The 22,554-nt window shown below is 71.8% G+C and carries 20 protein-coding genes; 11 read left to right on the forward strand and 9 right to left on the reverse strand.

Translation table 11 applies throughout. The annotated features are described in order from the left end of the window. Window positions 1-58: 58 nt before the first annotated feature. Window positions 59-1,705, reverse strand: a complete 1,647-nt coding sequence (locus FH608_RS29560; RefSeq protein ID WP_139633915.1) for a DNA repair helicase XPB — start codon at window positions 1,703-1,705, stop codon at window positions 59-61. 157 nt (window positions 1,706-1,862) lie between these two features. Further along, a complete protein-coding gene (locus FH608_RS29565) occupies window positions 1,863-2,213 on the reverse strand; it encodes a hypothetical protein (protein ID WP_139633916.1) in 351 nt (116 codons plus the stop codon). Window positions 2,214-2,633: 420 nt separating this feature from the next. Here FH608_RS29565 and FH608_RS29570 point away from each other — a divergent pair, with 420 nt between their 5' ends. Then, complete coding sequence (locus tag FH608_RS29570) at window positions 2,634-4,037, forward strand: hypothetical protein (RefSeq protein WP_139633917.1); 1,404 nt, start codon at window positions 2,634-2,636, stop codon at window positions 4,035-4,037. Between the two features lie 10 nt (window positions 4,038-4,047). Here the strand turns inward: FH608_RS29570 and FH608_RS29575 are convergent, their stop codons facing one another. Next, window positions 4,048-6,522 carry a helicase C-terminal domain-containing protein gene (locus FH608_RS29575; RefSeq protein ID WP_139633918.1) on the reverse strand — a complete coding sequence of 825 codons (2,475 nt, stop codon included), beginning with the start codon at window positions 6,520-6,522 and terminating at the stop codon, window positions 4,048-4,050. Window positions 6,523-6,567: 45 nt separating this feature from the next. On the opposite strand from FH608_RS29575, the gene FH608_RS29580 reads away from it, so the two are divergent. Beyond that, window positions 6,568-7,467: a hypothetical protein gene (locus FH608_RS29580; RefSeq protein WP_139633919.1), complete on the forward strand. Its 900-nt coding sequence runs from the start codon at window positions 6,568-6,570 to the stop codon at window positions 7,465-7,467. Here the strand turns inward: FH608_RS29580 and FH608_RS29585 are convergent. Further along, window positions 7,460-8,077, reverse strand: coding sequence for a TetR/AcrR family transcriptional regulator (locus tag FH608_RS29585; RefSeq protein ID WP_139633920.1), 618 nt, complete (start codon window positions 8,075-8,077; stop codon window positions 7,460-7,462). The two genes, FH608_RS29580 and FH608_RS29585, sit on opposite strands and share 8 nt — an antisense overlap. A 247-nt stretch (window positions 8,078-8,324) precedes the next feature. Between FH608_RS29585 and FH608_RS29590 the strand changes: the two genes are divergently transcribed. Next, window positions 8,325-8,945, forward strand: a complete 621-nt coding sequence (locus FH608_RS29590) for an HAD family hydrolase (protein WP_226900025.1) — start codon at window positions 8,325-8,327, stop codon at window positions 8,943-8,945. 89 nt (window positions 8,946-9,034) lie between these two features. Beyond that, window positions 9,035-9,430 (forward strand): cold-shock protein, encoded by a 396-nt coding sequence (locus FH608_RS29595; protein WP_139633921.1) that lies wholly within the window; start codon window positions 9,035-9,037, stop codon window positions 9,428-9,430. Between the two features lie 28 nt (window positions 9,431-9,458). On the opposite strand, the gene FH608_RS29600 is transcribed toward FH608_RS29595, so the two are convergent. Beyond that, the gene (locus FH608_RS29600) at window positions 9,459-11,036 is read right to left on the reverse strand and encodes an MFS transporter (RefSeq protein WP_139633922.1); all 1,578 of its coding nucleotides are present in this window, start codon (window positions 11,034-11,036) and stop codon (window positions 9,459-9,461) included. Between the two features lie 124 nt (window positions 11,037-11,160). On the opposite strand from FH608_RS29600, the gene FH608_RS29605 reads away from it, so the two are divergent. Further along, window positions 11,161-11,961 carry a DUF3027 domain-containing protein gene (locus FH608_RS29605; RefSeq protein ID WP_139633923.1) on the forward strand — a complete coding sequence of 267 codons (801 nt, stop codon included), beginning with the start codon at window positions 11,161-11,163 and terminating at the stop codon, window positions 11,959-11,961. Window positions 11,962-12,016: 55 nt separating this feature from the next. Then, complete coding sequence (locus FH608_RS29610; RefSeq protein WP_139633924.1) at window positions 12,017-15,049, forward strand: sacsin N-terminal ATP-binding-like domain-containing protein; 3,033 nt, start codon at window positions 12,017-12,019, stop codon at window positions 15,047-15,049. 146 nt (window positions 15,050-15,195) lie between these two features. Here FH608_RS29610 and FH608_RS29615 read toward each other — a convergent pair whose 3' ends face one another. After that, window positions 15,196-15,405: a DUF2530 domain-containing protein gene (locus FH608_RS29615; RefSeq protein ID WP_226900026.1), complete on the reverse strand. Its 210-nt coding sequence runs from the start codon at window positions 15,403-15,405 to the stop codon at window positions 15,196-15,198. Window positions 15,406-15,488: 83 nt separating this feature from the next. Here FH608_RS29615 and FH608_RS29620 point away from each other — a divergent pair, with 83 nt between their 5' ends. The 4 genes from FH608_RS29620 (at window position 15,489) to thpR (ending at window position 19,415) form a co-directional block, all read left to right on the forward strand. Continuing rightward, the gene (locus FH608_RS29620) at window positions 15,489-16,925 is read left to right on the forward strand and encodes an NCS2 family permease (protein WP_139633925.1); all 1,437 of its coding nucleotides are present in this window, start codon (window positions 15,489-15,491) and stop codon (window positions 16,923-16,925) included. A 147-nt stretch (window positions 16,926-17,072) separates the two neighbouring features. After that, window positions 17,073-17,525 (forward strand): MarR family winged helix-turn-helix transcriptional regulator, encoded by a 453-nt coding sequence (locus FH608_RS29625; protein ID WP_139633926.1) that lies wholly within the window; start codon window positions 17,073-17,075, stop codon window positions 17,523-17,525. 23 nt (window positions 17,526-17,548) lie between these two features. Beyond that, complete coding sequence (locus FH608_RS29630) at window positions 17,549-18,790, forward strand: MFS transporter (protein ID WP_139633927.1); 1,242 nt, start codon at window positions 17,549-17,551, stop codon at window positions 18,788-18,790. A 67-nt stretch (window positions 18,791-18,857) separates the two neighbouring features. Then, a complete protein-coding gene (gene thpR, locus FH608_RS29635; protein ID WP_139633928.1) occupies window positions 18,858-19,415 on the forward strand; it encodes an RNA 2',3'-cyclic phosphodiesterase in 558 nt (185 codons plus the stop codon). A gap of 95 nt (window positions 19,416-19,510) precedes the next feature. On the opposite strand, the gene FH608_RS29640 is transcribed toward thpR, so the two are convergent. Then, window positions 19,511-20,479: an aldo/keto reductase gene (locus FH608_RS29640; RefSeq protein WP_139633929.1), complete on the reverse strand. Its 969-nt coding sequence runs from the start codon at window positions 20,477-20,479 to the stop codon at window positions 19,511-19,513. A gap of 116 nt (window positions 20,480-20,595) precedes the next feature. On the opposite strand from FH608_RS29640, the gene FH608_RS29645 reads away from it, so the two are divergent. After that, window positions 20,596-21,609, forward strand: coding sequence for a hypothetical protein (locus FH608_RS29645; protein ID WP_139633930.1), 1,014 nt, complete (start codon window positions 20,596-20,598; stop codon window positions 21,607-21,609). Between the two features lie 19 nt (window positions 21,610-21,628). Here the strand turns inward: FH608_RS29645 and FH608_RS29650 are convergent, their stop codons facing one another. Together FH608_RS29650 and FH608_RS29655 are read right to left on the reverse strand one after the other, a co-directional pair. Then, a complete protein-coding gene (locus FH608_RS29650) occupies window positions 21,629-22,003 on the reverse strand; it encodes a hypothetical protein (RefSeq protein ID WP_139633931.1) in 375 nt (124 codons plus the stop codon). Window positions 22,004-22,026: 23 nt separating this feature from the next. Further along, a complete protein-coding gene (locus tag FH608_RS29655) occupies window positions 22,027-22,554 on the reverse strand; it encodes a DUF2950 domain-containing protein (protein ID WP_139633932.1) in 528 nt (175 codons plus the stop codon).

The following is a 22,554-nucleotide window of genomic DNA, read 5'->3' on the forward strand; positions in this document are numbered from 1 at the left end:
TCTCGTGGACGTGACACCACGCTGAATGCCTGGCCGCTCCAGGGTGAGCGGCCGGGCATCACACCCCGCCGTGCACGTCGTCGGCGTCGATGATCTGGTACGCGTACCCCTGCTCGGCCAGGAACCGCTGCCGGTGCGCCGCGAACTCCTGGTCGACCGTGTCCCTGCTGACCACGGTGTAGAACCGGGCGCCCCCACCGTCGGCCTTGGGCCGCAGCACCCGGCCGAGCCGCTGGGCCTCCTCCTGGCGCGAGCCGAACGTCCCCGACACCTGGATCGCGATGGCCGCCTCCGGCAGGTCGATCGAGAAGTTCGCCACCTTCGAGACCACCAGCACCTGGATCTCCTTGTCGCGGAACGCCTGGTAGAGCCGCTCGCGCTCCTTGACCCTGGTCTCGCCCTTGATGACCGGCGCGTTGAGGTGCTCGCCGAGCTCGTCGAGCTGGTCGATGTACTGGCCGATGACCAGCACCTGCTCGCCCAGGTGGCGGCGGACCAGCGCCTCGGTCACCTGTGTCTTGGACGGCGTGGTGGCGCAGAAGCGGTAGCGCTCCTCCGACTCGGCCATCGCGTACGCCAGCCGCTCCTCGTCCGTCAGCGTGACCCGCACCTCCACGCAGTCGGCCGGCGCGATCCAGCCCTGGTTCTCCATCTCCTTCCAGGGCGCGTCGTAGCGCTTGGGCCCGATCAGCGAGAACACGTCACCCTCGCGCCCGTCCTCGCGCACCAGCGTCGCCGTCAGCCCCACGCGCCGGCGGGCCTGCAGGTCGGCGGTCATCCGGAAGATCGGCGCGGGCAGCAGGTGCACCTCGTCGTAGACGATCAGGCCCCAGTCGCGGGCGTCGAACAGCTCCAGGTGCGAGTAGACGCCCTTCCGCCTGGTCGTCATCACCTGGTACGTGGCGATGGTGACGGGACGGATCTCCTTCTTCGAGCCGGAGTATTCGCCGATCTCGTCCTCGGTCAGCGACGTGCGCTTGATCAGCTCGGTCTTCCACTGGTGGGCCGAGACCGTGTTGGTGACGAGGATGAGCGTGGTGGCCTGCGCGTGCGCCATGGCCGCCGCGCCGACGATGGTCTTGCCCGCGCCGCAGGGCAGCACGACCACGCCGGAGCCGCCGTTCCAGAACGCGTCCGCCGCCTCCCGCTGGTACGGCCGCAGCCCCCAGCCCTCCTCCAGCAGCTTGATCGGGTGGTGCTCGCCGTCGACGTAGCCGGCCAGGTCTTCTGCCGGCCAGCCCAGCTTGAGCAGCGCCTGCTTGACGTTGCCGCGGTCGCTCGGGTGGACGACGACGGAGTCGGCGCCGAGCCGCTCGCCCAGCATCGGCTGGATCTTCTTGGAGCGCAGCACCTCCTCCAGCACCGCCCGGTCGGTGGAGGTCAGCACCAGGCCGTTGACCGGGTCCTTCTCCAGGCGCAGCCGGCCGTACCTGGCCATGGTCTCGGCGATGTCCACGAGCAGCGCGTGCGGGACCGGGTAGCGGCTGAAGCCGATCAGCGCGTCGATGACCTGCTCGGCGTCGTGGCCCGCGGCGCGCGCGTTCCACAGCGCCAGGGGAGTGACGCGGTAGGTGTGCACGTGTTCGGGAGCGCGCTCGAGCTCCGCGAACGGCGCGATCGCCTTACGGCATTCGTCCGCCCGTTCGTGGTCGACTTCGAGCAGCAGCGTCTTGTCCGACTGGACGATCAGCGGTCCATCGCTCACTGGGTCTCTCCGTGGGTCGTACGGGGGGGTGGAATACGGGGCCTGACGCAACAGGACCATCGTCTCCTGATCCCGGATCCCCCGCTCCGACTCTCCAACAACCCGCACCGCCGTATTAGTCCCTCAGCCCCGTGCGGCAGGGCTGGTCACCCGCAGGTCACTCGTCGAAGTAGCCGTTGAGACCGAGGTAGAAGAACGTGCCGATGGACAGCACGAAGCCGAGCCCGAACAGGACCCAGCTCCACACCAGCATCGAGCGGGCGGCACCGGGCTCCGTGCGGGCCCTGCCGAGCGCCAGGCCGGCCAGGATCGCGCCGGGCAGGCCGAGGACGTTGAAGCACGAGACGAGCGCGACGAGGTTGAGCACCAGGGCGACGATCGCGTTGGCGGTCGGCCCCTCGTCGCGGCGGGGCGGCGGATAGCCGTAGCCGTACTGCGGGGGCGGCCGCCGGCCGTAGGGGGCGCCATAGGGCTGGTACGGGTAGCCAGACGGGTCCTCCTGGCTCATTTTCACCTCCTGACAGGGTCAACTCTTATCACGGAACGGAGAGCCCTCGGCCCGGATCGGCGGGGGGTCGGGCGCGCACGAGGGAGTGGCCGGACGGCTGGGTCTTGACTAGTCCGTGTGGACGGGGCCCAGATCGGCCGTAAATAACCATATCTCTCCCGTTACAGCCATTCATGGTTTCTTAATGGGCTAGATCGTGTAATGGTTGGAGCCCTAGGGGCCAGTGGGTCCTGGCAGGAGCCTTGGAGGGCCTGATCGTCTTGTCCGCGTGGGCGGTCCTCGGTCGTGGACCGCGCGCTGAAAGGCTGGTCAGAGCGGCTACGTCACGCTGCGCTACTCCTTGGTGGGAAATGAAAGAAACTTGTTGGGCGGCAATGCTTTCCGTAGAAAATCTTCCAGATAAAACCTGAGGTGACTTTTGTGACCGAAACGCCTGAAGCAGGCGAGATCGATCTGGACGACTCCGCACTCAGCCGGCGCCTCAAGGCGATCTCCGACTGCGTGCGGGCGGTCGCCGCGCCGGTCACCAGAGACCTGGACAGGCGGGAGGCCGACGCGCTCCTGCGCTCCTATCTGGAGCCCGGCTGCTTCCCCGAGGCGGTGCGCCGGCTCGCCGCCGGCCACCTGCTCGTGCTCGTGGGAGAGCAGGAGACGGGCAAGCGGCTGGGGGCCATCGCCCTGCTGTCCCGCATGTCCCTGGCGGACGGGACGATCACCGTGCTGTCGCCCGCCGGCACCGCCGCCGAGCTGCTCGCCTGCACCGCGTACGAGCCGGGCAGGGCGTACCTGCTGCACGACTGGATCGCGGTGAGCACCGACAGGACCGAGCTGGTCGATCTGGCCCGCAAGCTGGCCGAGCTGGGCTCGTACCTGGTCATCACCAGGAACGGCGCGCCCTCGCACTCGGTCGAGGTGGAGCGGCCGTGGTCCGCGCCCGACCCTGGGGAGCTGTTCGACCTCTGCCTCCGCACGTACGGCGTGGGCCCGCAGGCGTCCGAGACGGTCGCCCGCGCCAGGGACACGGCGCTCATCCTGCCCACGCCGGCCGAGGTCGTCCGCCTGGCCGCGCGGCTGGTGCAGGACGAGCCGCCGCCGGGCTCGCCGGCGCAGGCGGAGCCGCCGGGCGAGGGGGTGGTGGCGGCCTGGTTCGACACCAAGCCGCCGCTGCACGAGGTGCGGACGGCGGCGGCGCTGGTGTTCCTGCAGGGAGTGGCCGCGCCGGTCTTCAGGCAGCAGTTCGTCCGGCTGGAGCGGATCTGGCAGGCACACGAGAGGCGCGGGACCCGGCCGGTCGACGGCCGCCATCCCCTGCTCGGCGCTCAGGAGGGGCGGATGGCCTTCCTGGTGCCCCACCACCGGGAGCAGGTGCTCGCCGAGCTGGTCGCCCGGTACGGGTACTGGCTGTGGCAGCCGCTGCGCGAATGGGTGCGGTCGCTGGCCCTCGAAGGCCCCGCCGTGTCGGGCCGGGCCTCGGCGGGGGTGGCGCTGCTGGCGGCGTACTCGCTGACCGAGGTGGAGCGGGAGTTCCTGGAGGCATGGGCCCAGGGGCTCGCGGTGGAGCAGCTGGCGGCGGGGGAGACGCTGTCGTACATGTGCGCCGACGACACGCTCGCCCCCGAGGCGCTGCGGCTCGCCCTCGACTGGTCGGCCGACCCCGGGGACCCGCGCGCCGTGGCGGCGGCGGTGGCGCTGGGCGGCGGCCTGGCCGTCCGGTATCCCGCCGACTCGCTGCGGCGGCTGCGCGAGCTCGCGTCCCACGGCGGCCCGGTGGCGGGGGTGGCGAGGGCCGGCCTGCCGGTGGCCGGTCGGCCCCGTGACGCGTAGACCGCCGCCGTCACACGCCGGCGACGCCGGTGATGCGGTGCAGGGCGAAGCGGTGGACGGCGGCGCGGGTCTCGTCATAGGCGGTCAGGTAGCCGCCCTCCATCCGCGCCGGCTCCAGGATGCGTGAGGTCGCGTTCCCCTGGGAGTCGAGGTAGCCGATCCACACGCGCACGCCCTGCTTGATCGCCTCCTGGAGGGCCGAGATGGTGGCCGTCGCGGGCCCGCGCGGCACCTGCCCGCTCGGGGTCTCGACGGGCTCGCGCCGCGCCAGGTGCGCCGCGTCGCCTGCCCGCAGCGCGCGTACGGCCGCCGCCGCCACCTCCGGGTCCAGGCCGTTGGGCGAGGACAGGGTGCGGACCGGCGCCGGGCCCTCGGCGCGGCGGCTGTCGAGCTGGGAGATGATCACGTCGCCGTCCAGAGACTCGGCCACGGGCGCGTACCCCATGGCGCGCAGCGAGTCGACCAGCGCCGCCCTGGACGAGCGGGAGGCGATGACGGTGGGGGCCAGCCGGCGCAGCCGCAGCGCGGTCGAGCGCCGGTCGGCGGTGATCTGGTCGAGCAGCGCGGGGTCGTCGCAGCGGATGTACGCGCTGGCGGTGCCCACCCGGATGCGGCCGTGCCGCCTGGCCACGTCGGTCACGAGGTACGACAGCGCCTGCGGCACCGGCGTGGCCGAGTGGCGGGTCAGCATGGACACGAGTTCCTCGCCCCCGTGCCCCGCGTCGAGCGCCCGCCGGATCGAGCCCTCGCTGAACCGGTAGACCGTGGCGCCGCCCTTCGACTCCACGTCGGCGGTGAGCGTCATCCAGCGGTTGAGCTCGCTCGTGAGCGGCCCGGGCGCGACCGCGGTGAGGTCGGCCTGGAGGAGGACGTGATCGACCGGCTCCGGCAGCAGGGGCGCGAGCACGCCCGCCGGGTCACCGCCCTCGATCAGCTCCCGCCCGTGCGCCGACAGCGCGCCCAGCCCCGTCACGCCCACCTGCTCGGCCTCCCGCAGCGCGAACTCCGTGAGCCGCTCCCGCAACGGGCCCCTCCGGCGGGGCTGCTCCCATGCCAGCCGCTCCAGGACGGAGTCGCGCTCGGGCGCGAGGCCCGGCGCGGCCGCCAGCACGCCCAGCGTGGCCGCCCGCACCCCGGGCGCGGAGGCGCGGCGCAGGTCGGTGTGGAGGGCGTTGAGCGCCTTGTCCCGCTCGTCGCTGCGTTTGATGGTCGCGCCCGCTTCGCCACTCGTCGGCATCGCTCCGCCCGCTCTCTCCTGGCGAGCTCCTGCGCTCCGGTCACCCACGAGGCCCGGCACCCGGTCCATGTGCAGCCACGTGGTCGCGAGGGCGACCCACCGGTCGGCGGTCGCCCTGACCCGCCACAGGTCGTAGCCGGAGGTCGGCAGCCACTCGCCGTCGACGCCGCCGCCCGCCGCGATCAGCCCGGCCGCGTGCGCGACCTCGATCACCAGCGCGGCCACCCACTCGGGCAGGTCGAGCTCGGCCGCCGTGCGTTTCAGATCGCGTACGCCGAGGCCGCCGGTACGCAGCACGCCCGGCGGCTCGACGCTCCACCGCTCGCACAGCTCCTCGACCGACCTGACGAACGAGAACGCCTGCCCGGCCGCCGTACGATCCGCCAGGTCCTTGTCACGGGTGGCCCCTTCGAGCGGCGGGGGGACGGCCAGCAGCCCGCGGTGCACCCGGCCGCCCCGCAGCCAGAGCCCCACCTCGCGGGGCAGCGTCACGCTCTCCTCGCCGACGGCCGCCAGCAGCCCCCTGGCCAGCAGCTCCTCGATGGGCGAGCGCGCGGACGCCACCCGCACCTCGCGCCTGGCGTTGGGCACGCGACCGGTCGGCGGGCCCCAGGCGAGCTGGTCGAGCGCGCCCCTGGCCTCGGCCGAGACGGACTCGACGAGCGCGGCGGGCCGGGCCAGCGCCGCCGCCAGCCGTTCCTTGCCGGAGCCCTGGGTGCCCGGGGCGATGTCGTCGGCCATCTCGTCGAGCTGCTCGGGCGGGTGGTGCCGGAACGCGTCGGCCGCCCACGGCCCGAGCCCGGCCGGGTCGTCGAGCACCTTGCGCACGCCGGGGCCGAGGTCGAGCGCGTCGTCGGTCCCGTAGACCAGCGCCAGCTCGCCCAGCCTGCCGAGCGCCGCGGAAAGCGCCGGCTCGGGGTCGGAGCCGGCGAGCGCGGCGGGATCGGCGCCGGCAGGGGCGGCGGCGTCGGCTTCGGTGGGGGCGGCTTGATCGGCCAGGGCGGCGCGTATGAGCTCGTGCAGCCGCCCCTTGGACACCGGCCCGTCCTGCACGGCCAGCGTCTCCACGACGGCGAGCGTGAACCGGTCGAGCCGGTCGAGCACTCTGGCGACCGCCGACGGGCTGCCCGCTCGCGACGCCAGCCCTTCCAGATGCGCGGGCACCGGAGTGATCAGCTCGGGCCGCGCGGAGACGAGCGCCCGCAGCTGTTCGTCGGTGCGCCCCCTGATCCACTCCGTGAACTCCATCGTTGCCATGGTATGTCCCACCTGATTAAGGCAGCATTGCTTGACGTGATAGGGCGCGCCGACCAGCTCGTGCTGAACTACGTCTCCAGAGCCGCGGACGTCGCCCACGGCGTGCTCAGGGCCGACCAGCGGCTCGACTTCACCAGGCGGTTGCGGGCCAGGATCGAGGAGGAGCGGGGCGGCAGCCAGAACGCCCGCGAGGTGTCGAAGGTGCTGGCCCGGTTCGGCGACCCGGCGGCGCTGGTGGAGCGGGAGGCCCGCAGGCTCGCCGCGGCGGGCGTCCCCACGAAGCGGGACTTCCCCGCGAAAGCGGACGCGGCAGGCGCCGCCCCGAGCCACGATCCCGCCGGTGCCGGTGCCGGTGCCGCGGCGGCAGGAGGCCATGAGGCGGCGGGCGCGACGTTGCGCTTCCCCACCATCGTGGACGACGGCGAGGTGCCACCGGGCGTACGCGCGTACCGGAGGATCGCCGAGGAGAGCCTGGACGGGCGCCGGTCGCGCGGGATGCCGTTCGCCGGGCTGCGCCGCATGGCGATGTCCAGCGCGAACCCGATGGCGACCGGCGGCCGGGACGCCAGGACCCTGCTCAAGGAGCACACCCGCGACGTCGCCGCGATGGCGATCCTGGTGGTGGCCGCGCTGCTGCTGCCGGTGGACCTGCCGCCCGTGGCGATCTTCGAGGTGCCGGTGCTGGTGTGGGCGCTCGGCGCGGTGGTCGTGCTGTTCAGCGAGAGCTGGCGGGCGCGCGACAAGCTGATCGGGATCGGCGCGCCGCTGCTCGGCTACTCGGTGGGCGGTGTGCTGCTCGGAGGGCTGCGGGTGGGGGGCGAGCCGGGGCTGCAGGCGTTCTTCACGCAGTTCTACGACGTCAGCGGCACGATGTTCATGATCGGGACCGGGCTGGGCGTGGTCTGGCTGGCCTACCGGCTGCTCGACGTCAGCTGACGGGCGCGGGGCTCGGCAGCAGGCCGACCGCCAGGCGCACCCAGGCGGCCACGAACTGGTCCTTGTCCGCGTGCCCCGGCAGCTCGCCCACGGTCTCCTGGAACAGCCGGTAGTGCACCACGGAACCGCCGAGGACGGCCGAGATGCCCGTCCAGTCGAGCTCGACGTCCTTGTACTCCGGCTGCGCCCGGAACCAGCTCACGATCGCGTCGAACATGGGCTGCAGCAGCCCCTCCCGTACCACGGCGACCAGTTCGGGGAACTGGCTCAGGTCGCGGAAGAACACCCGGGTCAGCTCCGACTCCTCCCGCACCTTGGCCAGCCCCGCCCGGCACACGTGGGACAGGCGCTCCTCCAGCGCCACCGACGTCTCCATGGCGCTCAGCTCGGCCAGGCTCCCCGCCACCTGGGTCCGGGTGCGGGCGGCGTGCTCGTTGATCGCCGCGGCGAGCACCTCGTACTTGGACCTGAAGTGCCGGTAGAGCCCTCCGGCGCCGGGCGACAGCCCTGAGGCGGCCTCGATCTCGGCCACGGAAGTGGCGGAGTAGCCCCGCTCGGCGAACAGTCGCAGGGACTCGTCGATGATCCGCTCACGGGTCGATCTGGTCATGTCTATCCTGTTACCTCCGCCTTGAGGGTAGCCGCGCCGGGAGAGCCTCCGGACGTGGACGGCGCCGTACGCACGAGGCGGCCCCCCAGGGTGGTGCGGGCGGGACAGGGGCGAGGAGCCGGTCGTCGGGATGCGGCGGGGTGCCGGTCGCCGCCGTGTCCCGATAAGCAATTCCTTCCTTCCATTCCTACGGTCCCACAACAAGCCCTGTTACGCGGACCAGGACAGCGTTTGACATCCTGCACATGTGACGACATCGGTGGGATTCGATCTTGACATGACATTGGCAGACACAAGAGCCGGGATAGCCGCTGTTTACGATGAGCTGTCCGTTCGATTGGGTGTGCCCATTGACTCCGCGGCGGTGGTGAGCAGGCTGGGGCCGCCGCTGGAGATGGAGCTGGCGAACTGGCTGCCGCCCGAGGAGGTCCTGGCGGCCGCCGATCTCTATCGGGAGATATATCCGGAATTGGGAGTGCCGGTGCACACGGCCATGGCGGGCGCGTACGAAGCGATCGAGGCCGTACGCGCACGCGGCGGCCGGGTGATCGTCGTGACCGGCAAGAACCTCCGGGACGCGCTCGGCACGGTGAAGGTTCTGGGCCTTGCGGTGGACGAAGTGGTCGGCTCGGTATTCGGGGCGGCGAAGGGATCAGCACTCGCGCGCTTCGGCGCGGCGGCTTATGTTGGTGACCATGTCGCGGACATCGAGGCGGCACGCGCGGGCGGTGCCGTGAGCGTAACGGTCGCCACAGGCCCTTACACGGCGGGAGAGCTGCGCGAACACGGAGCAGATGTGGCGCTGTCCGATCTGACCGAATTCGCCGCCTGGTTCGCCGGTTGGCGCAAGCATGATGAAGTCCGGTAATTGTTCGGGATTTACCCGGTCGCCCTGGCGCGCTCAGGGGCATAACCTACATCCATCCATCTTTTCGACTGTTTGAACGAGGTCCTCCTGTGCCGAGTGGCAAGGTCAAGTGGTACGACGCCGACAAGGGTTTCGGCTTCCTCACCCGTGACGACGGCGGTGAGGTCTTCGTGCATTCCTCCGCGCTACCCGCAGGCGCGGCCCCGCTCAAGCCCGGCCAGAAGGTCGAGTTCGGGGTGGCCGAGGGGCGTCGCGGCCAGCAGGCGCTGTCGGTGAGGATCTTGGAGCAGCCGCCGACCCTGGCCAAGGCCAAGCCCAAGGGCAAGCGGAAGAAGCCGGACGAGATGGTGGTCATCGTCGAAGACCTGATCAAGTTGCTCGACGGGGTCTCGACGGCCTATCAGCGTGGCAAGCACCCGGACGCGGCGCACGCCAAGAAGATCGCGCAGGTGCTCAGGGCCGTCGCCGACGACCTCGACGCCTGACCACGCGCCCGCCGGGCGCCCGTGCGGGTCAGCCGTGCGGGTTGGTCAGTGGCTTGGTGGTGTCGAGGCCGTCGCCGCGTTGCGGGTCGTGGCCCCCGGCCCCGGCCGGACGCGGGTCGTAGGCCCCGTCGTCGCCGCTCTGCGGGTCGTGCCCTCCGGGCTCGGCCCGCTCCCTTTCCCTCTCCAGCTTGGCGTCGGCGGCTCGCACCCGCTTCCTCCTGGCGACCAGCAGCCGGACGAGCGTGGCCGTCAGCACGACGGCCAGCGTGACGAGCCCGGCCACGGCGCTCTGGGTCAGCGACAGCACCAGCCCCACCAGGCCGCCGAACACCCACGCGAGCTGGAGCATCGCCTCCACCACGCCGAAGGTGGACGAGCGCACCTCCTCGCCGATCTCGCGCTGCACGATCGCGTCGAGCGCCAGCTTGCCGAGCTCCTGCGCGAACGCCGTCACCAGCGAGATGGCCAGCGCGGTCCACAGCCCGAAGAAGATCGCGGTCACGATGCCGGCCACGACGGTCACGGCCAGCGTGACGAGCACGATGAGCTGCGGCGCGTGGTTGCGCGTCCAGTTGGCGACGACGGCGCCGACCAGGCCGCCGAGCCCGGCTCCCGCCGCGAGCAGCGCGATCGTCTTGGGCACGTCGAAGAACGGGTCCTCCGCCCCGGCGGCCAGCCACGGCACCGCCCTGTCCTGCACCAGGAACAGCGCGAAGAACAGCAGGAAACCGGAGAAGAGCCGCAGCGCCACGTTGGCCCAGACGGCCTCGGCCACCGCCGGGCCCACCTTGAGAAGGGTGCGCCAGCGCGGCGCCGCGCCCTCCTCCTCCAGGTCGGGCGAGTCGACGTGGCGCGGCAGGCGTACCGCGGCGACCCCCAGCAGCAGGAAGGCCACCATCGCGACGCGCAGCGTCATCGCGCTGCCGAGCCACGCGGTCAGGCCCGCGCCGATCGGCACGGCGATCCCGGCGGTCACCAGGGTGAACAGCGCCACCCGCGCGTTCGCCGACACCAGGGTGATGTCGGCGGGCAGCACGCTCGGCATGATCGCGGCCCGCGACACGTTGTACGCCTTCGACAGCACCAGCACGCCCAGCGCCCCGATGAACAGCGTCGGCAGGTCGCCAGGCCCCACGGCGGCGGCCATCGCGAAGCAGAGCAGCCCCCGGCCGAACAGCGTGCCGGCCATCACGTAGCGCCGCCCCGACCTGAACCTGTCGAGGATCGGCCCCACGAACGGCGCGAGCAGCCCGAACGGCAGCATCGTGATGACCAGGTAGAGGGCCACGGAGCCGCGGGCCTCACCCACCGGCACGCCGAAGAACACCGTGCTCGCCAGCGCCACCGTGACCAGCGCGTCGCCCGCGCTGTTGCCCGCCGACAGCTCGATCAGGCGGCCGAGCCCGGTGCGGCCCGCGCCACCCGCGTACGTGAGGCGCCGGGTGGCCACGCCGACCTTGCGGGCGCCCCTGGCCGTGGCCCTGGTCGCCTTGGCCGTGCCGCCGGCGGTGGCCCTGGTCGCGCGCACGCTCGCGCGTCCCGCGCCGGCGGCGCCGCGCGCCACCCGCCGCGAGATCTCCCGAGCCCGCTCCCAGCCTCCCTCCACGCCTACCAGTCTTACCTGATTCGTCCGCGATCTCGGAGCGGGTTCCCCGTTGTGGGCGTCTCAGGTCCGCCCATGGGTGAGAATGAAGTGTGAGCGAACAGCACCTTTCGGCGGAGGCTGCCCGATGAGCCGCACCAGGGCCCGCGTCTCCGCTCCCGACCAGGCCTGTGTCGCCGCGGTCGATCTGGCGCGTGCAGCGGCCGAGGAGCTGGCGCGTCCGGGCGAGCCAGGCGAGCACCTCGGTTTCGAGAGCGAGGGCGACCGGATCGTCACCCACTACTTCGCCTGCCTCGACCGGGCCTACCGCGGCTGGCGCTGGGCCATCACGGTCACGCGTGCCTCGCGGGCCAAGAAGGTCACGGTCAGCGAGGCGGTCCTGCTGCCGGGCTCGGGAGCGCTGCTCGCGCCCGACTGGCTGCCGTGGAGCGAGCGGCTGCGGCCGGGCGACCTCGGCGTGGGCGACCTGCTGCCGACCCCGGAAGACGACGACAGGCTCGCGCCGGGTTTCACCGACACCGACGACGACGCCGACCATCAGGCGGTTTTCGAGTACGGCCTGGGCCGGGCCCGTGTGCTCTCGGCCATTGGCAAGGACCGGGCGGCCAGGCGCTGGCACTCGGGCGAGCACGGGCCGCACACGCCGATCGCACACGCCGCTCCCGCGCAGTGCTCCACCTGCGGCTTCTACTGGCAGCTCGCGGGTGGCCTGCGGCAGATGTTCGGGGTATGCACCAATGAGTACGCCCCTGACGACGGCAAGGTGGTGGCCGCCGACCACGGCTGCGGCGCCCACTCCGAGGCCGCCGTGCTGCCGCCGCCGGTCGAGCAGGCCATCCCGATCCTCGACGATCTGGGCTACGACCTGATGGAGGAGGAGGCCGGTTCGGTCGACGAGTCGGCGTCGGAGGAGCTCGGCCACTCCTGATCGCGAAGGCCGCTAACCTACGCTGGCCGCTACCTCTCAACCAGGATCGTGATCGATGACCGAAACCTACGGCACTGACCGGATGCGAGCCGCCGTCCTCTCCGCGTGGACGGCCTCGCCCGCCAGGTTCCGCGAAGACGCCAACGCCGAGGAGGACTTCGCGCTCGGCGGCTACCGCGACCGGCTGATCGTCGAGCTCGCCCAGAACGCCGCCGACGCGGCGCTGCGCGCGGGCGTGCCGGGAGTGCTGCGACTGACGCTCAGGGGCGACGTGCTGACGGCGGCCAACACCGGCGCGCCGCTCGACGCGACCGGCGTGGAGGGCCTGTCGACGCTGCGCGTGTCCGGCAAGCGCGACGAGATCGGCGCGGCGGGGCGGTTCGGCGTCGGGTTCGCGGCGGTGGTGTCGGTCTGCGACGAGCCGTCGATCGGCTCGCGGGGGAGCGGCGCGGTCCGCTGGTCGCGGGCCGGGACGACGGCCGCGGTGTCGGAGATCCCGGAGCTCGCGGGCGAGCTGGCCGGCCGTTCCGGGCACGTGCCGCTGCTCAGGCTGCCGTTCGACGCGCCCCCGCTCGACGTGCCCGAGGGTTTCGACACGCTCGTACGCCTCCCGCTGCGTGACCGGGCGAGCGCCGACGCGGTGCGGCAGATGCTCGCCGAGACCAGCCCGGCGCTGCTGCTCGGCATGCCGGCGCTGGAGGCCATCGAGATCGACGTCGACGGGTCCGTACGCACCGTGTCCGCCGACGGCTGGCACGTCGTGTCGGAGTCGGGCGAGTTCACCCCCGAGGAGGTCGGCGCGCTCTTCGCCGACCGGCCCACGGAGGAGCGCGCCCGTCCCTACTGGTCGCTGCGCTGGGCCGTCCCGGTCACGGGCACGGGCGAGCCGGGGCCGCTGCCGGCCGCGGTGCCGCCCGTCGTGCACGCGCCCACGCCCAGCGACGAGCCGCTCGACCTGCCCGCGCTGCTGATCGCGTCGTTCCCGATGGCGACCGACCGGCGCCACGTCGCCAAGGGCCCGCTGGCCGACTTCCTGGTCGAGCGGGTGGCCGACGCCTACGTGCGGATGCTGCGGGAGCTCCCGCGCACGCCCAGGCTGCTCGATCTGGTGCCCTCCCTCATGGGCAAGGGCGAGCTGGACGCCAGGATCCGCCGGGCCGTGCTGGCCAGGCTGCCCGCCACGCCGCTGCTGCCCGCGCTGTCCGCGCCCGCGCCGGCCGTACAGACGCCGTCCTTCGCCGACGCCGAGGTCTACGAGCCCGACGCCGAGTGGCAGGTCGAGCATCCGGCGCGCGAGCCCGAGGACGACGGATGGGTCGTCGCGGGCCGCGAGGCGGCCGTGGTGCCGTCCGGCACGGGCGAGCTGCTGGCGGCGGTCGCCGACTTCGTGCCGGGGCTGCTCCCCGCGGGGTGGCCGGCCCGGCACCCTGCCATGGCGGCGCTGGGGGTGCGCAGGGTCGAGCTGGCCGACGTGGTCGATCTGCTGTCGGGCGAGGCCGTGGAGGCGCGCGAGCCGTCGTGGTGGCGTTCGCTCTACGAGGTGCTGCCCGCCGACGACCCCGAGTCGCTGGGCGCCCTGCCGGTGCCGCTGACCGACGGCCGCGTGGTGCGCGGGCCGCGCGGCACGCTGATGCTCGCCGACGGCGGGGCCGAGCTCGACCTCAGCCCGCTGGGGCTGCGCATCGTGCACCCCGAGGCGGCCCATCCGGCGCTGCTCAGGCTGGGCGCCGCCGAGGCCACGCCGCGCACGATCCTCGAAGACCCGCTGACCAAGGCCGCGGTCGCCCAGTCGCTCGACAGCCCCGACCCCGAGCCGGTGGCGCGGGCCGTGCTGTCGCTGGTGGAGGCGTCGGGGCTGGCGCCGGGCGAGGCGCCCTGGCTGGCCGAGCTGGCGCTGCGCGGCACCGACGGCGATCTCTATCCGGCGGGCGAGCTGATGCTGGCCGACGGGGCGCTGGCGGGGCTGCTGGAGCCCGACACGCATCTCGGGGTGGCCGCCGCCGAGCTGGAGGAGGCGTACGGCGCGCGGGTGCTGGCGGCGGCCGGCGTGCTCGACGGGTTCGCGACGGTCCACGAGGACGACGTGCTGCTCGACCACGACGACTGCGACCACGACCTCGACGGCAAGGACGACTGGCTCGACCACGTGCTCGACCTGCTGCCGGAGCTCGGGGTGCCGCCGCTGGTGGCCGAGTTCACGGCGGTGCGCGACCTGGAGCTGGTGGCCGACTGGCCGGCGGCGCTCGCCCTGCTGACCCGCCCGCCGCTGCGGGCCGCGCTCCACCCGCTGCGGGTGGCCGGGGTGGAGGTGCCGTCCTACACGGCGTGGTGGCTGGCCGAGCACGCGGTGCTGGGCGGGCGCAAGCCGCGCGAGCTGCGGCTGCCCGGGGCCGACCCGCTGCTGCAGGGCCTCTATGAGGACGCGCCGGCCGGGCTCGACGAGGCGGCGCTGTCCATGCTCGGGGTCCGCACGACGCTGCCCGAGCTGCTCGCCTCCCACGGCGGGCCGGAGGAGCTGCTCGACCTGATGGCCGACCCCGAGATCGAGGTGGACCGGGCGCAGCTGCGCGCGCTGTGGATCGCGCTGGCCGCCGTCGACCCGGCCCGGGTGGCGCCGCCGTCGCGGGTGCGGGCGGTGCTGGGCGGCTCGATCGTGGTGGCCCCGGCCGACGAGGCGGTGGTGGTGGAGGCTCCCGACCTGCTGCAGCTGGTGACGGACCGGCCGCTGGTGCTGGCGCCGTACGACCTGGCGGAGTCGCTGTCGGAGCTGCTGGACCTGCCGCTCGCGGGGGAGCTGACGTCGGGGGAGGTCACCTCGCAGGGGCAGGAGCGGCCCGTGCCGCCGGAGGTGACGGCGCTGCTGCCGACGGCGCCCGCCACGTACGTGGAGCACGAGAAACTCCTGGTGGACGGGGTGGGGTGCAGCTGGCGCTTCTACGAGGGCACGGTGCACTGCACCGGGCTCGACGGGCTCGCCCGCGGCCTCGCCTGGGCCACCGGCCAGTGGCCCGACCGCCTCGCCGTGGCCGCCCTGCTCCGCGACCCGTCGTCCGTTCCGCTGCTCCTCGCCGAGTCCGATCTTTCCTAGATTTACGGCTTCGCGCGGTGGGCACCGACCGCCGTCGTGGGTGACCGGCCCTCCAGGGGGACGGTCACCTGCCTCACCGCTGACCCGCCGTCACGGCGCTCGGCCGGCCGTGTTCTCCGGGCACCGGAGTTTCGGGGGTTTCCGGGTCAGTTGCGGGGGCGGCGGACGAACCACATGCCGAAGAAGCCGAAGGCCACTCCGGTCACGCAGGTCCAGATCCACCAGGTGTGCTCGGGAGCCGGGCGGAAGATCAGGAGGACGACGAGCGCGAGCGCCCAGAGCGCGGTGCCGACGGCGACGGCGGCGGTGTCGTTGGTCTTGATCGGCTCCGGCGCCGGATGCCACTCCTGCTTCACGTGGTCCAGCCTAGCTTCCAATCGGGTCTCGAATTCATCACTGACCTTTTTCGCAGGTCACCGCGACTGTCACTCTTCGCGTCGTGAGTGACACTTCTGGCGTTATAGATCGTTTCTTCGCAATCTCCGCACGCGGTTCGACGGTCTCCCGCGAGATCCGGGGCGGACTGGCCACGTTCTTCACCATGGCGTACATCGTGGTGCTGAACCCGATCATCATTGCCTACGGCAAGGACATCGACGGGCAGGTCATCGGCGACGGCACGACGCCCAACGTGGCGCTGGTCGCCGCCGGGACCGCGTTCGTGGCGGGCGTGCTGACGATCCTCATGGGCGTCGTCGGCAAGGTGCCCTTCGCGATGGCGGCCGGGCTCGGGCTGAACGCCTTCGTGACCTTCAACATCGCCACGCTGATGTCGTGGGAGGAGGCCATGGGCCTGGTCTTCCTCGAAGGCGTCATCATCGCCATCCTGGTGCTGACCGGCCTGCGGACGGCGGTCTTCCACGCCATCCCGGCCCAGCTCAAGACCGCCATCAGCGTGGGCATCGGCCTGTTCATCGCGCTGATCGGCTTCGTGGACTCCGGGTTCGTGCGCAAGGCGGCCGGCACGCCCCTGGAGATGGGCATCGCGGGCAACCTGACGTCGTGGCCGGTCTTCGTGTTCATCGTCGGGCTCCTGGCCACCGCCGCGATGGTCGCGCGCAAGGTCAAGGGCGCCATCCTCATCGGCATCGTCGGCACCACGGTCCTGGCGATCATCGTCGAGGCCATCGTCAAGGTGGGCAACTCGCCCGACAACCCCGCCGCCTGGCGGCTGAACCGGCCGGTCGTGCCGGAGGAGATCTTCGGCTTCCACAACCCGCTCGTGCTGTTCACGGAGTTCGACCCGTTCGGCGCCTTCAGCCGGATCTCCGTGATCCTGGCCGTGCTGTTCGTCTTCACGCTGCTCATCACGGACTTCTTCGACACGATGGGCACGATCGTGGGCGTCGGCCGCCAGGCGAACCTGGTGGGCGAGGACGGGACGCTCCCCCGTACCAGGGAGATCCTGCTCGTCGACTCGATCGGCGCGGCGGCCGGCGGCGCGGGCTCCGTCTCCTCCAACACCACCTACATCGAGTCGGCCGCCGGGGTCGGCGAGGGCGCGCGCACCGGGCTGGCCAGCGTGGTCACCGGGTTGCTGTTCCTCGTGGCGATCTTCTTCGCGCCGCTCGTCAGGGTGGTCCCGTACGAGGCCGCGGCGCCCGCGCTGGTCGTCGTGGGCTTCATGATGATGACCGCGATCCGCGACATCGAGTGGAACGACTACGAGATCTCCATCCCGGCGTTCCTGACCGTCGTCGTCATGCCGTTCACGTACTCGATCTCCAACGGCATCGGCGCCGGCTTCATCAGCTACGTGCTGATCAAGGTGGTCCGGGGCAAGGCGCGCGAGGTGCACCCGCTGCTGTGGGGCGTCACGGCGCTGTTCGTGGTGTACTTCGCGATCGGGCCGATCCGGGTGCTGTTCGGCGTCTGAGGCACGTGAGACGTGCTGAGGCGCCTGAGCACGCGGACGGAAGCCGCCCTGCGCGTGCGGGGCGGCTTCGAGGTACCAAGGAGACAGCCGGATATTTGATTGGGGAAATATCTTGCGATGCCGTATAGTTAGCGAAGGTAATGACTCATGCTAACCAACACCCAGCCCAAGACAGACCTGCGCAGCGACGCAGGCCTGGCTTCAGCCCTGCGCGTGTCAATGGCAAGGCTGACCAGGCGACTCCGACGACAGGCGGCGGCCCACTCGCTGACTCCCACGCAGTTCGCGACCCTCGCCGCAGTGGAACGGCATTCCGGGATAACCCCCGGCGAATTGGCCGATCTCGAGAAGGTTCAACCGCCCTCGATGACACGCGTGATAGGCGTGCTCGAGGAGCGCGGCCTGGTGTCACGCAGCCCGCACCCGACCGACCGGCGGCAGGTGACCGTGAGCGTGACCGAGGCCGCCCAGAAGTTGCTGAAGGAGGAGCGACGCCGCAAGGAGGCGTGGCTGACACAGCGACTGAAGGAGCTGACGCCGGAGGAGCGGTCAGTGCTCCGCCAGGCGGCTCCGATTCTGGAGAAGCTCAGCAGGATATAGAGCCTGAAGAACCCAAGACCGGGATGTTCCGGTCGCTCAAGGTTCGCAACTACCGCATGTTCGCAGCCGGGGGCTCCGTCTCCAACGTCGGCACCTGGCTGCAGCGCACCGCCCAGGACTGGCTGGTGCTCGATCTGACCCACGGCAGCGCGTCGGCGCTCGGCACGGCGACCGCGCTGCAGTTCCTGCCGATGCTGCTGTTCGGCATGTTCGGCGGGGTCATCGCCGACCGCTACCCGAAGCGCCCGATCCTCGTCACCGCGCAGTCGATGATGGCCGCGCTGGCGCTCACCATCGGCGTGCTGACCATGACGGGGGCAGCCCAGGTCTGGCACGTGTACGTGATGGCGTTCCTGCTGGGCATGATCTCCTGCGTCGAGGTGCCCACGCGTCAGGCGTTCGTGGTCGAGATGGTCGGCCGCGACGACCTGCCCAACGCGATCGCCCTCAACAGCTCCAGCTTCAACCTCGCCCGCGTGGTCGGCCCGGCCCTGGCCGGTGTGCTGATCTACGTGCTGGGCGGCACGGGGCCGCTCTTCCTGATCAACGCGCTGACCTTCGGCGGCGTGATCTCGAGCCTGGTCTTCATGCGCAAGTCCGAGCTCAACCCGTCCGCGCCCGTGCCCCGTGCCAAGGGCCAGTTGCGCGAGGGGCTCCGGTACGTGCTCCAGCGTGAAGAGCTGCTCATGCCGGTGCTGCTGATCGGGTTCGTGTCGATCTTCTCGCAGTCGTTCTCGATGTCGATCGCCCTGATGGCCCGCGAGGAGTTCGGGGCCGGAGCGTCCTCGTTCGGTCTGGCCTCCAGCATGTTCGCGGTGGGCGCGCTCGGGGGCGCGCTGCTCGCGGCCCGCCGGGCACGGCTGTCACGCAAGCTGCTGCTGACCGGGGCGCTCGGGTTCGGGCTGTTCCAGGTCGCCAGCGGTCTGGCTCCCGTCTACCCCGCCTACCTGCTGCTGCTGGTCCCGACCGGCATCGCGCTGATCACCATCAACACGGCCGCCAACTCCAGCGTCCAGATCGCCACCTCGCCCGACATGCGGGGCCGGGTCATGGGCATCTACATGCTGGTGTTCACCGGCGGGGCGCCCCTGGGCGCGCCGCTGATCGGGTGGCTGTCCGACCTGGGCGGGCCGCGCATGGGCGTGATCCTGTCCGGCGCGCTGGTCCTGGTCGGCACCGGGATGGCGCTGCTCATGACCCGGTTGATCAGCTCCCGGGTCGCGAGGGCGGAGCCCGATCCCGAGCCCGCGCTCGCCGTCGCCTGAACCCCTGTCCTGCTCGCCGCCGCCCTGCCGGGCGGGGCGCGGCCTGGGCAGGGGACAATCACGTGGTATGAGGCTGTTCGCGGCGCTGGTGCCGCCCGACGAGGTGCTGGACGAGATCTCGCGCGCCATCGCGCCGTACGTCGGGCAGGTGCCGGGGCTGCGCTGGCCCGACCGGGCCACCTGGCACATCACGCTGGGATTCTTCGGCGAGGTGCCCGAGCACGTGCTGCCCGAGCTGGAGACGCGCCTGGCCCGTGCCGTGCGCCGGCACGGCGTGCTCGACCTGGCCTTCGAGGGCTTCGGCGGCTTCTCCTCCGCGCGCCGCGCGCGGGTCTTCTGGATCGGCGTCACCGGCGACTCCATGACCAGGCTGGCCGACTCCGTCAAGGCGGGGGCGCGGCGGGCGGGAGCCGTACAGACGGACGAGAAGCGCTTCCACCCGCATCTCACGCTCGCCCGCGCCAAGGCGGAGACGGACCTCCGCCCGCTGGTCGAGTCGCTGTCCGGGTTCAGCGGCTCGCCGTGGCGGGCGGAGCGGGTCCGTCTCGTCCGCAGTCACACCGGTCCGCAGGTGAGGTACGAGTCACTCGCCGAATGGGCGCTGGCACCCGCCGGGCAGAGCTAGGCTCCAGGTCGTGGACCGTCCTCGCCACTGGCTGCTGCCCATCGTGCTCGGCCTGCTCCTGCTCATCGTCGTCCTCGGCGCCCTGCTGACCTGACCTACCAGGCGTAGTCCTCCGGGGCCGTACGGTGGCCGGGGAAGATCTCGTCGAGCCTGGCCAGGGTGGCGTCGTCCAGGTCGATCTCCAGGGTGCGCATGGAGCCTTCGAGCTGTTCCAGGGTGCGCGGGCCGACGATCGGCGCGGTGACCGCCCGCTGCCGCAGCAGCCAGGCCAGCGCCACGTACGCCGGCTCCTCGCCCAGCTCATCGCAGAGCTTCTCGTACTGCTCGATCTTGTCGCGGTGCTTCTCGAGCTCCTTGATCATGCGATCGGCGGCCGAGCGGCCCTTGTCGATCTTGCGGAGCACGCCGCCGAGCAGCCCGCCGGCCAGCGGGCTCCACGGGATCACGCCGAGCCCGTAGTCCTCGCAGGCGGGCAGCACCTCCAGCTCGACCGTGCGGGTGAGCAGGTTGTAGTGGGACTGCTCGCTGACCAGGCCGTTGAAGTTGCGCCTGGCGGCCGTCTCCTGGGCCTTGGCGATGTGCCAGCCCGCGAAGTTCGACGAGCCGACATAGATGATCTTGCCCTGCTGGCGCAGGATCTCCATCGCCTCCCAGAACTCGTCGAACGGCGTGTCCCGGTCGACGTGGTGCGCCTGGTAGATGTCGATGTAGTCGGTCTGGAGGCGCTTCAGCGAGGCGTCGCAGGCCTTGCGGATGTTGAGGGCGGACAGCTTCTGGTCGTTGGGCCAGTCGCTCATCTTGCCGTTGAGCTTGGTCGCGATGACCGTCTTCTCCCGGCGCCCGCCGCCCTGCGCGAACCACCGGCCGATGATCTGCTCCGTGATGCCCTCGCCCAGCTTCCAGCCGTAGACGTTGGCGGTGTCGAAAAAGTTGATCCCCAGATCGAGGGCCCGATCCATGATCGCGAAGGAGTCCTCCTCCGTGGTGTGCGGGCCGAAGTTCATGGTGCCGAGGCAGAGTGGACTCACCTGGAGGCCACTGCGTCCGAGATTGACATATTCCATGCCTCAACACTAAAGACCTGGAGTGCACTCCAGGCCATACACCAGGTCCGTGATCTCGCACGGGGCGGTGCGTGCCGACCGTGTCGGGGCGGGGGCGCGTGGGGCATGATGTCCGGGTGGGGGATGTCATGATCCGGGCGCTGGGGGCGGTCGCGCTGGCGGGATGCGCGGTGCTGGCCGTTCCCGGTCAGGCGGCGGCGGACGACGGGGCGCGGCGGCTGTTCACGTTCAAGGACCCGAGGATCACCGAGTCGAGCGGCCTGGCCGTCTCGCCGACGCACGACGGCATCTACTACACCCACAACGACAGCTCCGCCACCCCCACCTTCTACGCCGTCGACGGCAAGGGCCGCACGAAGGCCACCTTCCAGGTGCGCGGCGCCGAGGCCAGGGACTGGGAGGCGATGGCCGCGAGCAAGGACCCGGAGACGGGGCAGGGCGTGCTGTGGTTCGCCGACATCGGCGACAACCTCGACGGTGCGTGGCCCGACGTGTCCGTCTACCGGGTGGTGGAGCCGCGGACCCTCGCGGACGCCACGCTGCCCGCGACGCGCTACCGCTTCCGCTACGCCGACGGCGCCCGCAACGCCGAGGGAATCATGGTCAACCCCCGGACGGGCCGCCTCTACGTGGTCTCGAAGGAGTTCGCGGGCTCCGTCTACGCCGCTCCGAAGAAGCTGCGCACCGGCAAGACGAACGTCCTGCGCCGGGTGGCCTCCGCGCCTCTCATGGCCACGGACGCCGCCTACGCCCCCGACGGCTCCTCGTACGTCGTCCGCACCTACTTCTCGGCCACCCTCTACCACCCGTCGGGCAAGTCGATCGCCAAGGTGTCGATGCCGGACCTGCGGCAGGCCGAGTCGATCACGTACACGGCGGACGGCAAGGCGCTGCTCACCGGCACGGAGGGCCCCAACAGCCCGGTCTACCGCGTCCCCATCCCCAGCAAGGCCGTCTCCACCCCCCGCCCCACCCCCACGAAGGCCCCCGCCTCCCAGGCCGCGGCGGCCGAGACGAGGGGCGCCGAGGAGAGCGGCACCGGCTCGACGGTCAAGAACATCCTGATCTGGCTCGCCGCCGCCGCGACCGCCCTGGGCACCATCACGTTCATCGCCCGCCGCACCCGCTGAACGGCCAAGCATCGTCCCCTCAGCGGGTGTGACGCAGCATCGCGGTGAAGCCCTCGCCGCGCAGGGCTCGCTCGACGACCTCGATGGAGCGGGCCAGGCGCACCAGGCGCGGACCCTCCTCGCGATAGACGTCGAGCACCGCCTCGACGGCGTGGGGCGGAAGGCAGGTCTTCAGGTCGACGGCCGCGCTCCGGTAGCCAGCTCTGGCGGCCTCGACGGCGGCGTCGACGTGGTGATGTGCCATCCTGGCCAGCGCCACCGGGTGGCGGCGCAGCACCTCATAGGCTCGGTAGTCCGGCGGGACGGCGTCGAGCAACCAGGACACGGCCGAGGTCTCCCACTCGGGAACGCTGGGCGGACGGACCTCGGGCGGCCACTCCGGCGGGAGGTACATACGGCAATCGTACACATATTCGATTAGCGGGGCGGCGCGGCCCCGCGTCGCACGTTCACCGTGATCACGCCGGCCGTGTGCAGGCTCGTCAGCAAGGTCCAGTCGTCGGCGGGATCGAGCCAGACCTGGAGGTCCGCGGGCCCCGACGGCCTCGGCAGCGGCCCGGCGGGCTCGTAGAAGGTCGAGATCAGGACCAGCGGGACCGGCGCCTCCCAGCGAGCGGGGGCCGGTGGCTCGTGCCGCCCGCCGAGGATCACCGCGCGGTCCGCCTCGTCGCACGCATCGAGCCGTCCTCCGGACGCGAGCTGGGCCTGCAACCTGACCTGCGCGTCCATGGCGAGGCGGACCCGCGCCGCCGAGCGCTCGCCGGGGGTGGCGAGCGAGGCGTAACCGGGGGCGAGCATCTCGACGAGTTCGGCGGGATCGTCGGCGTAGCCACGGCAGGACCCGCCCGCGTGGATCATCTCGTAGCGGTACGGCAGGCCGTCGCCTTTGAGCGGTGCGGCCGGGGCCGGCTCCATCGCTGAGGGGTTGCGGAGGGTCACGGCCAT

Source organism: Nonomuraea phyllanthi, from assembly GCF_006334985.2.
GTDB lineage: Bacteria > Actinomycetota > Actinomycetes > Streptosporangiales > Streptosporangiaceae > Nonomuraea > Nonomuraea phyllanthi.

Excerpts from the sequence above, each read along its gene's own strand:
- FH608_RS29565 (WP_139633916.1), bottom strand. The coding sequence starts at position 2,213 with ATGAGCCAGGAGGACCCGTCTGGCTACCCGTACCAGCCCTATGGCGCC.
- FH608_RS29575 (WP_139633918.1), bottom strand. The coding sequence starts at position 6,522 with ATGGAGTTCACGGAGTGGATCAGGGGGCGCACCGACGAACAGCTGCGG.
- FH608_RS29585 (WP_139633920.1), bottom strand. The coding sequence starts at position 8,077 with ATGACCAGATCGACCCGTGAGCGGATCATCGACGAGTCCCTGCGACTG.
- FH608_RS29605 (WP_139633923.1), top strand. The coding sequence starts at position 11,161 with ATGAGCCGCACCAGGGCCCGCGTCTCCGCTCCCGACCAGGCCTGTGTC.
- FH608_RS29610 (WP_139633924.1), top strand. The coding sequence starts at position 12,017 with ATGACCGAAACCTACGGCACTGACCGGATGCGAGCCGCCGTCCTCTCC.
- FH608_RS29625 (WP_139633926.1), top strand. The coding sequence starts at position 17,073 with ATGCTAACCAACACCCAGCCCAAGACAGACCTGCGCAGCGACGCAGGC.
- FH608_RS29630 (WP_139633927.1), top strand. The coding sequence starts at position 17,549 with ATGTTCCGGTCGCTCAAGGTTCGCAACTACCGCATGTTCGCAGCCGGG.
- thpR (WP_139633928.1), top strand. The coding sequence starts at position 18,858 with ATGAGGCTGTTCGCGGCGCTGGTGCCGCCCGACGAGGTGCTGGACGAG.
- FH608_RS29640 (WP_139633929.1), bottom strand. The coding sequence starts at position 20,479 with ATGGAATATGTCAATCTCGGACGCAGTGGCCTCCAGGTGAGTCCACTC.
- FH608_RS29650 (WP_139633931.1), bottom strand. The coding sequence starts at position 22,003 with ATGTACCTCCCGCCGGAGTGGCCGCCCGAGGTCCGTCCGCCCAGCGTT.
- FH608_RS29655 (WP_139633932.1), bottom strand. The coding sequence starts at position 22,554 with ATGGCCGTGACCCTCCGCAACCCCTCAGCGATGGAGCCGGCCCCGGCC.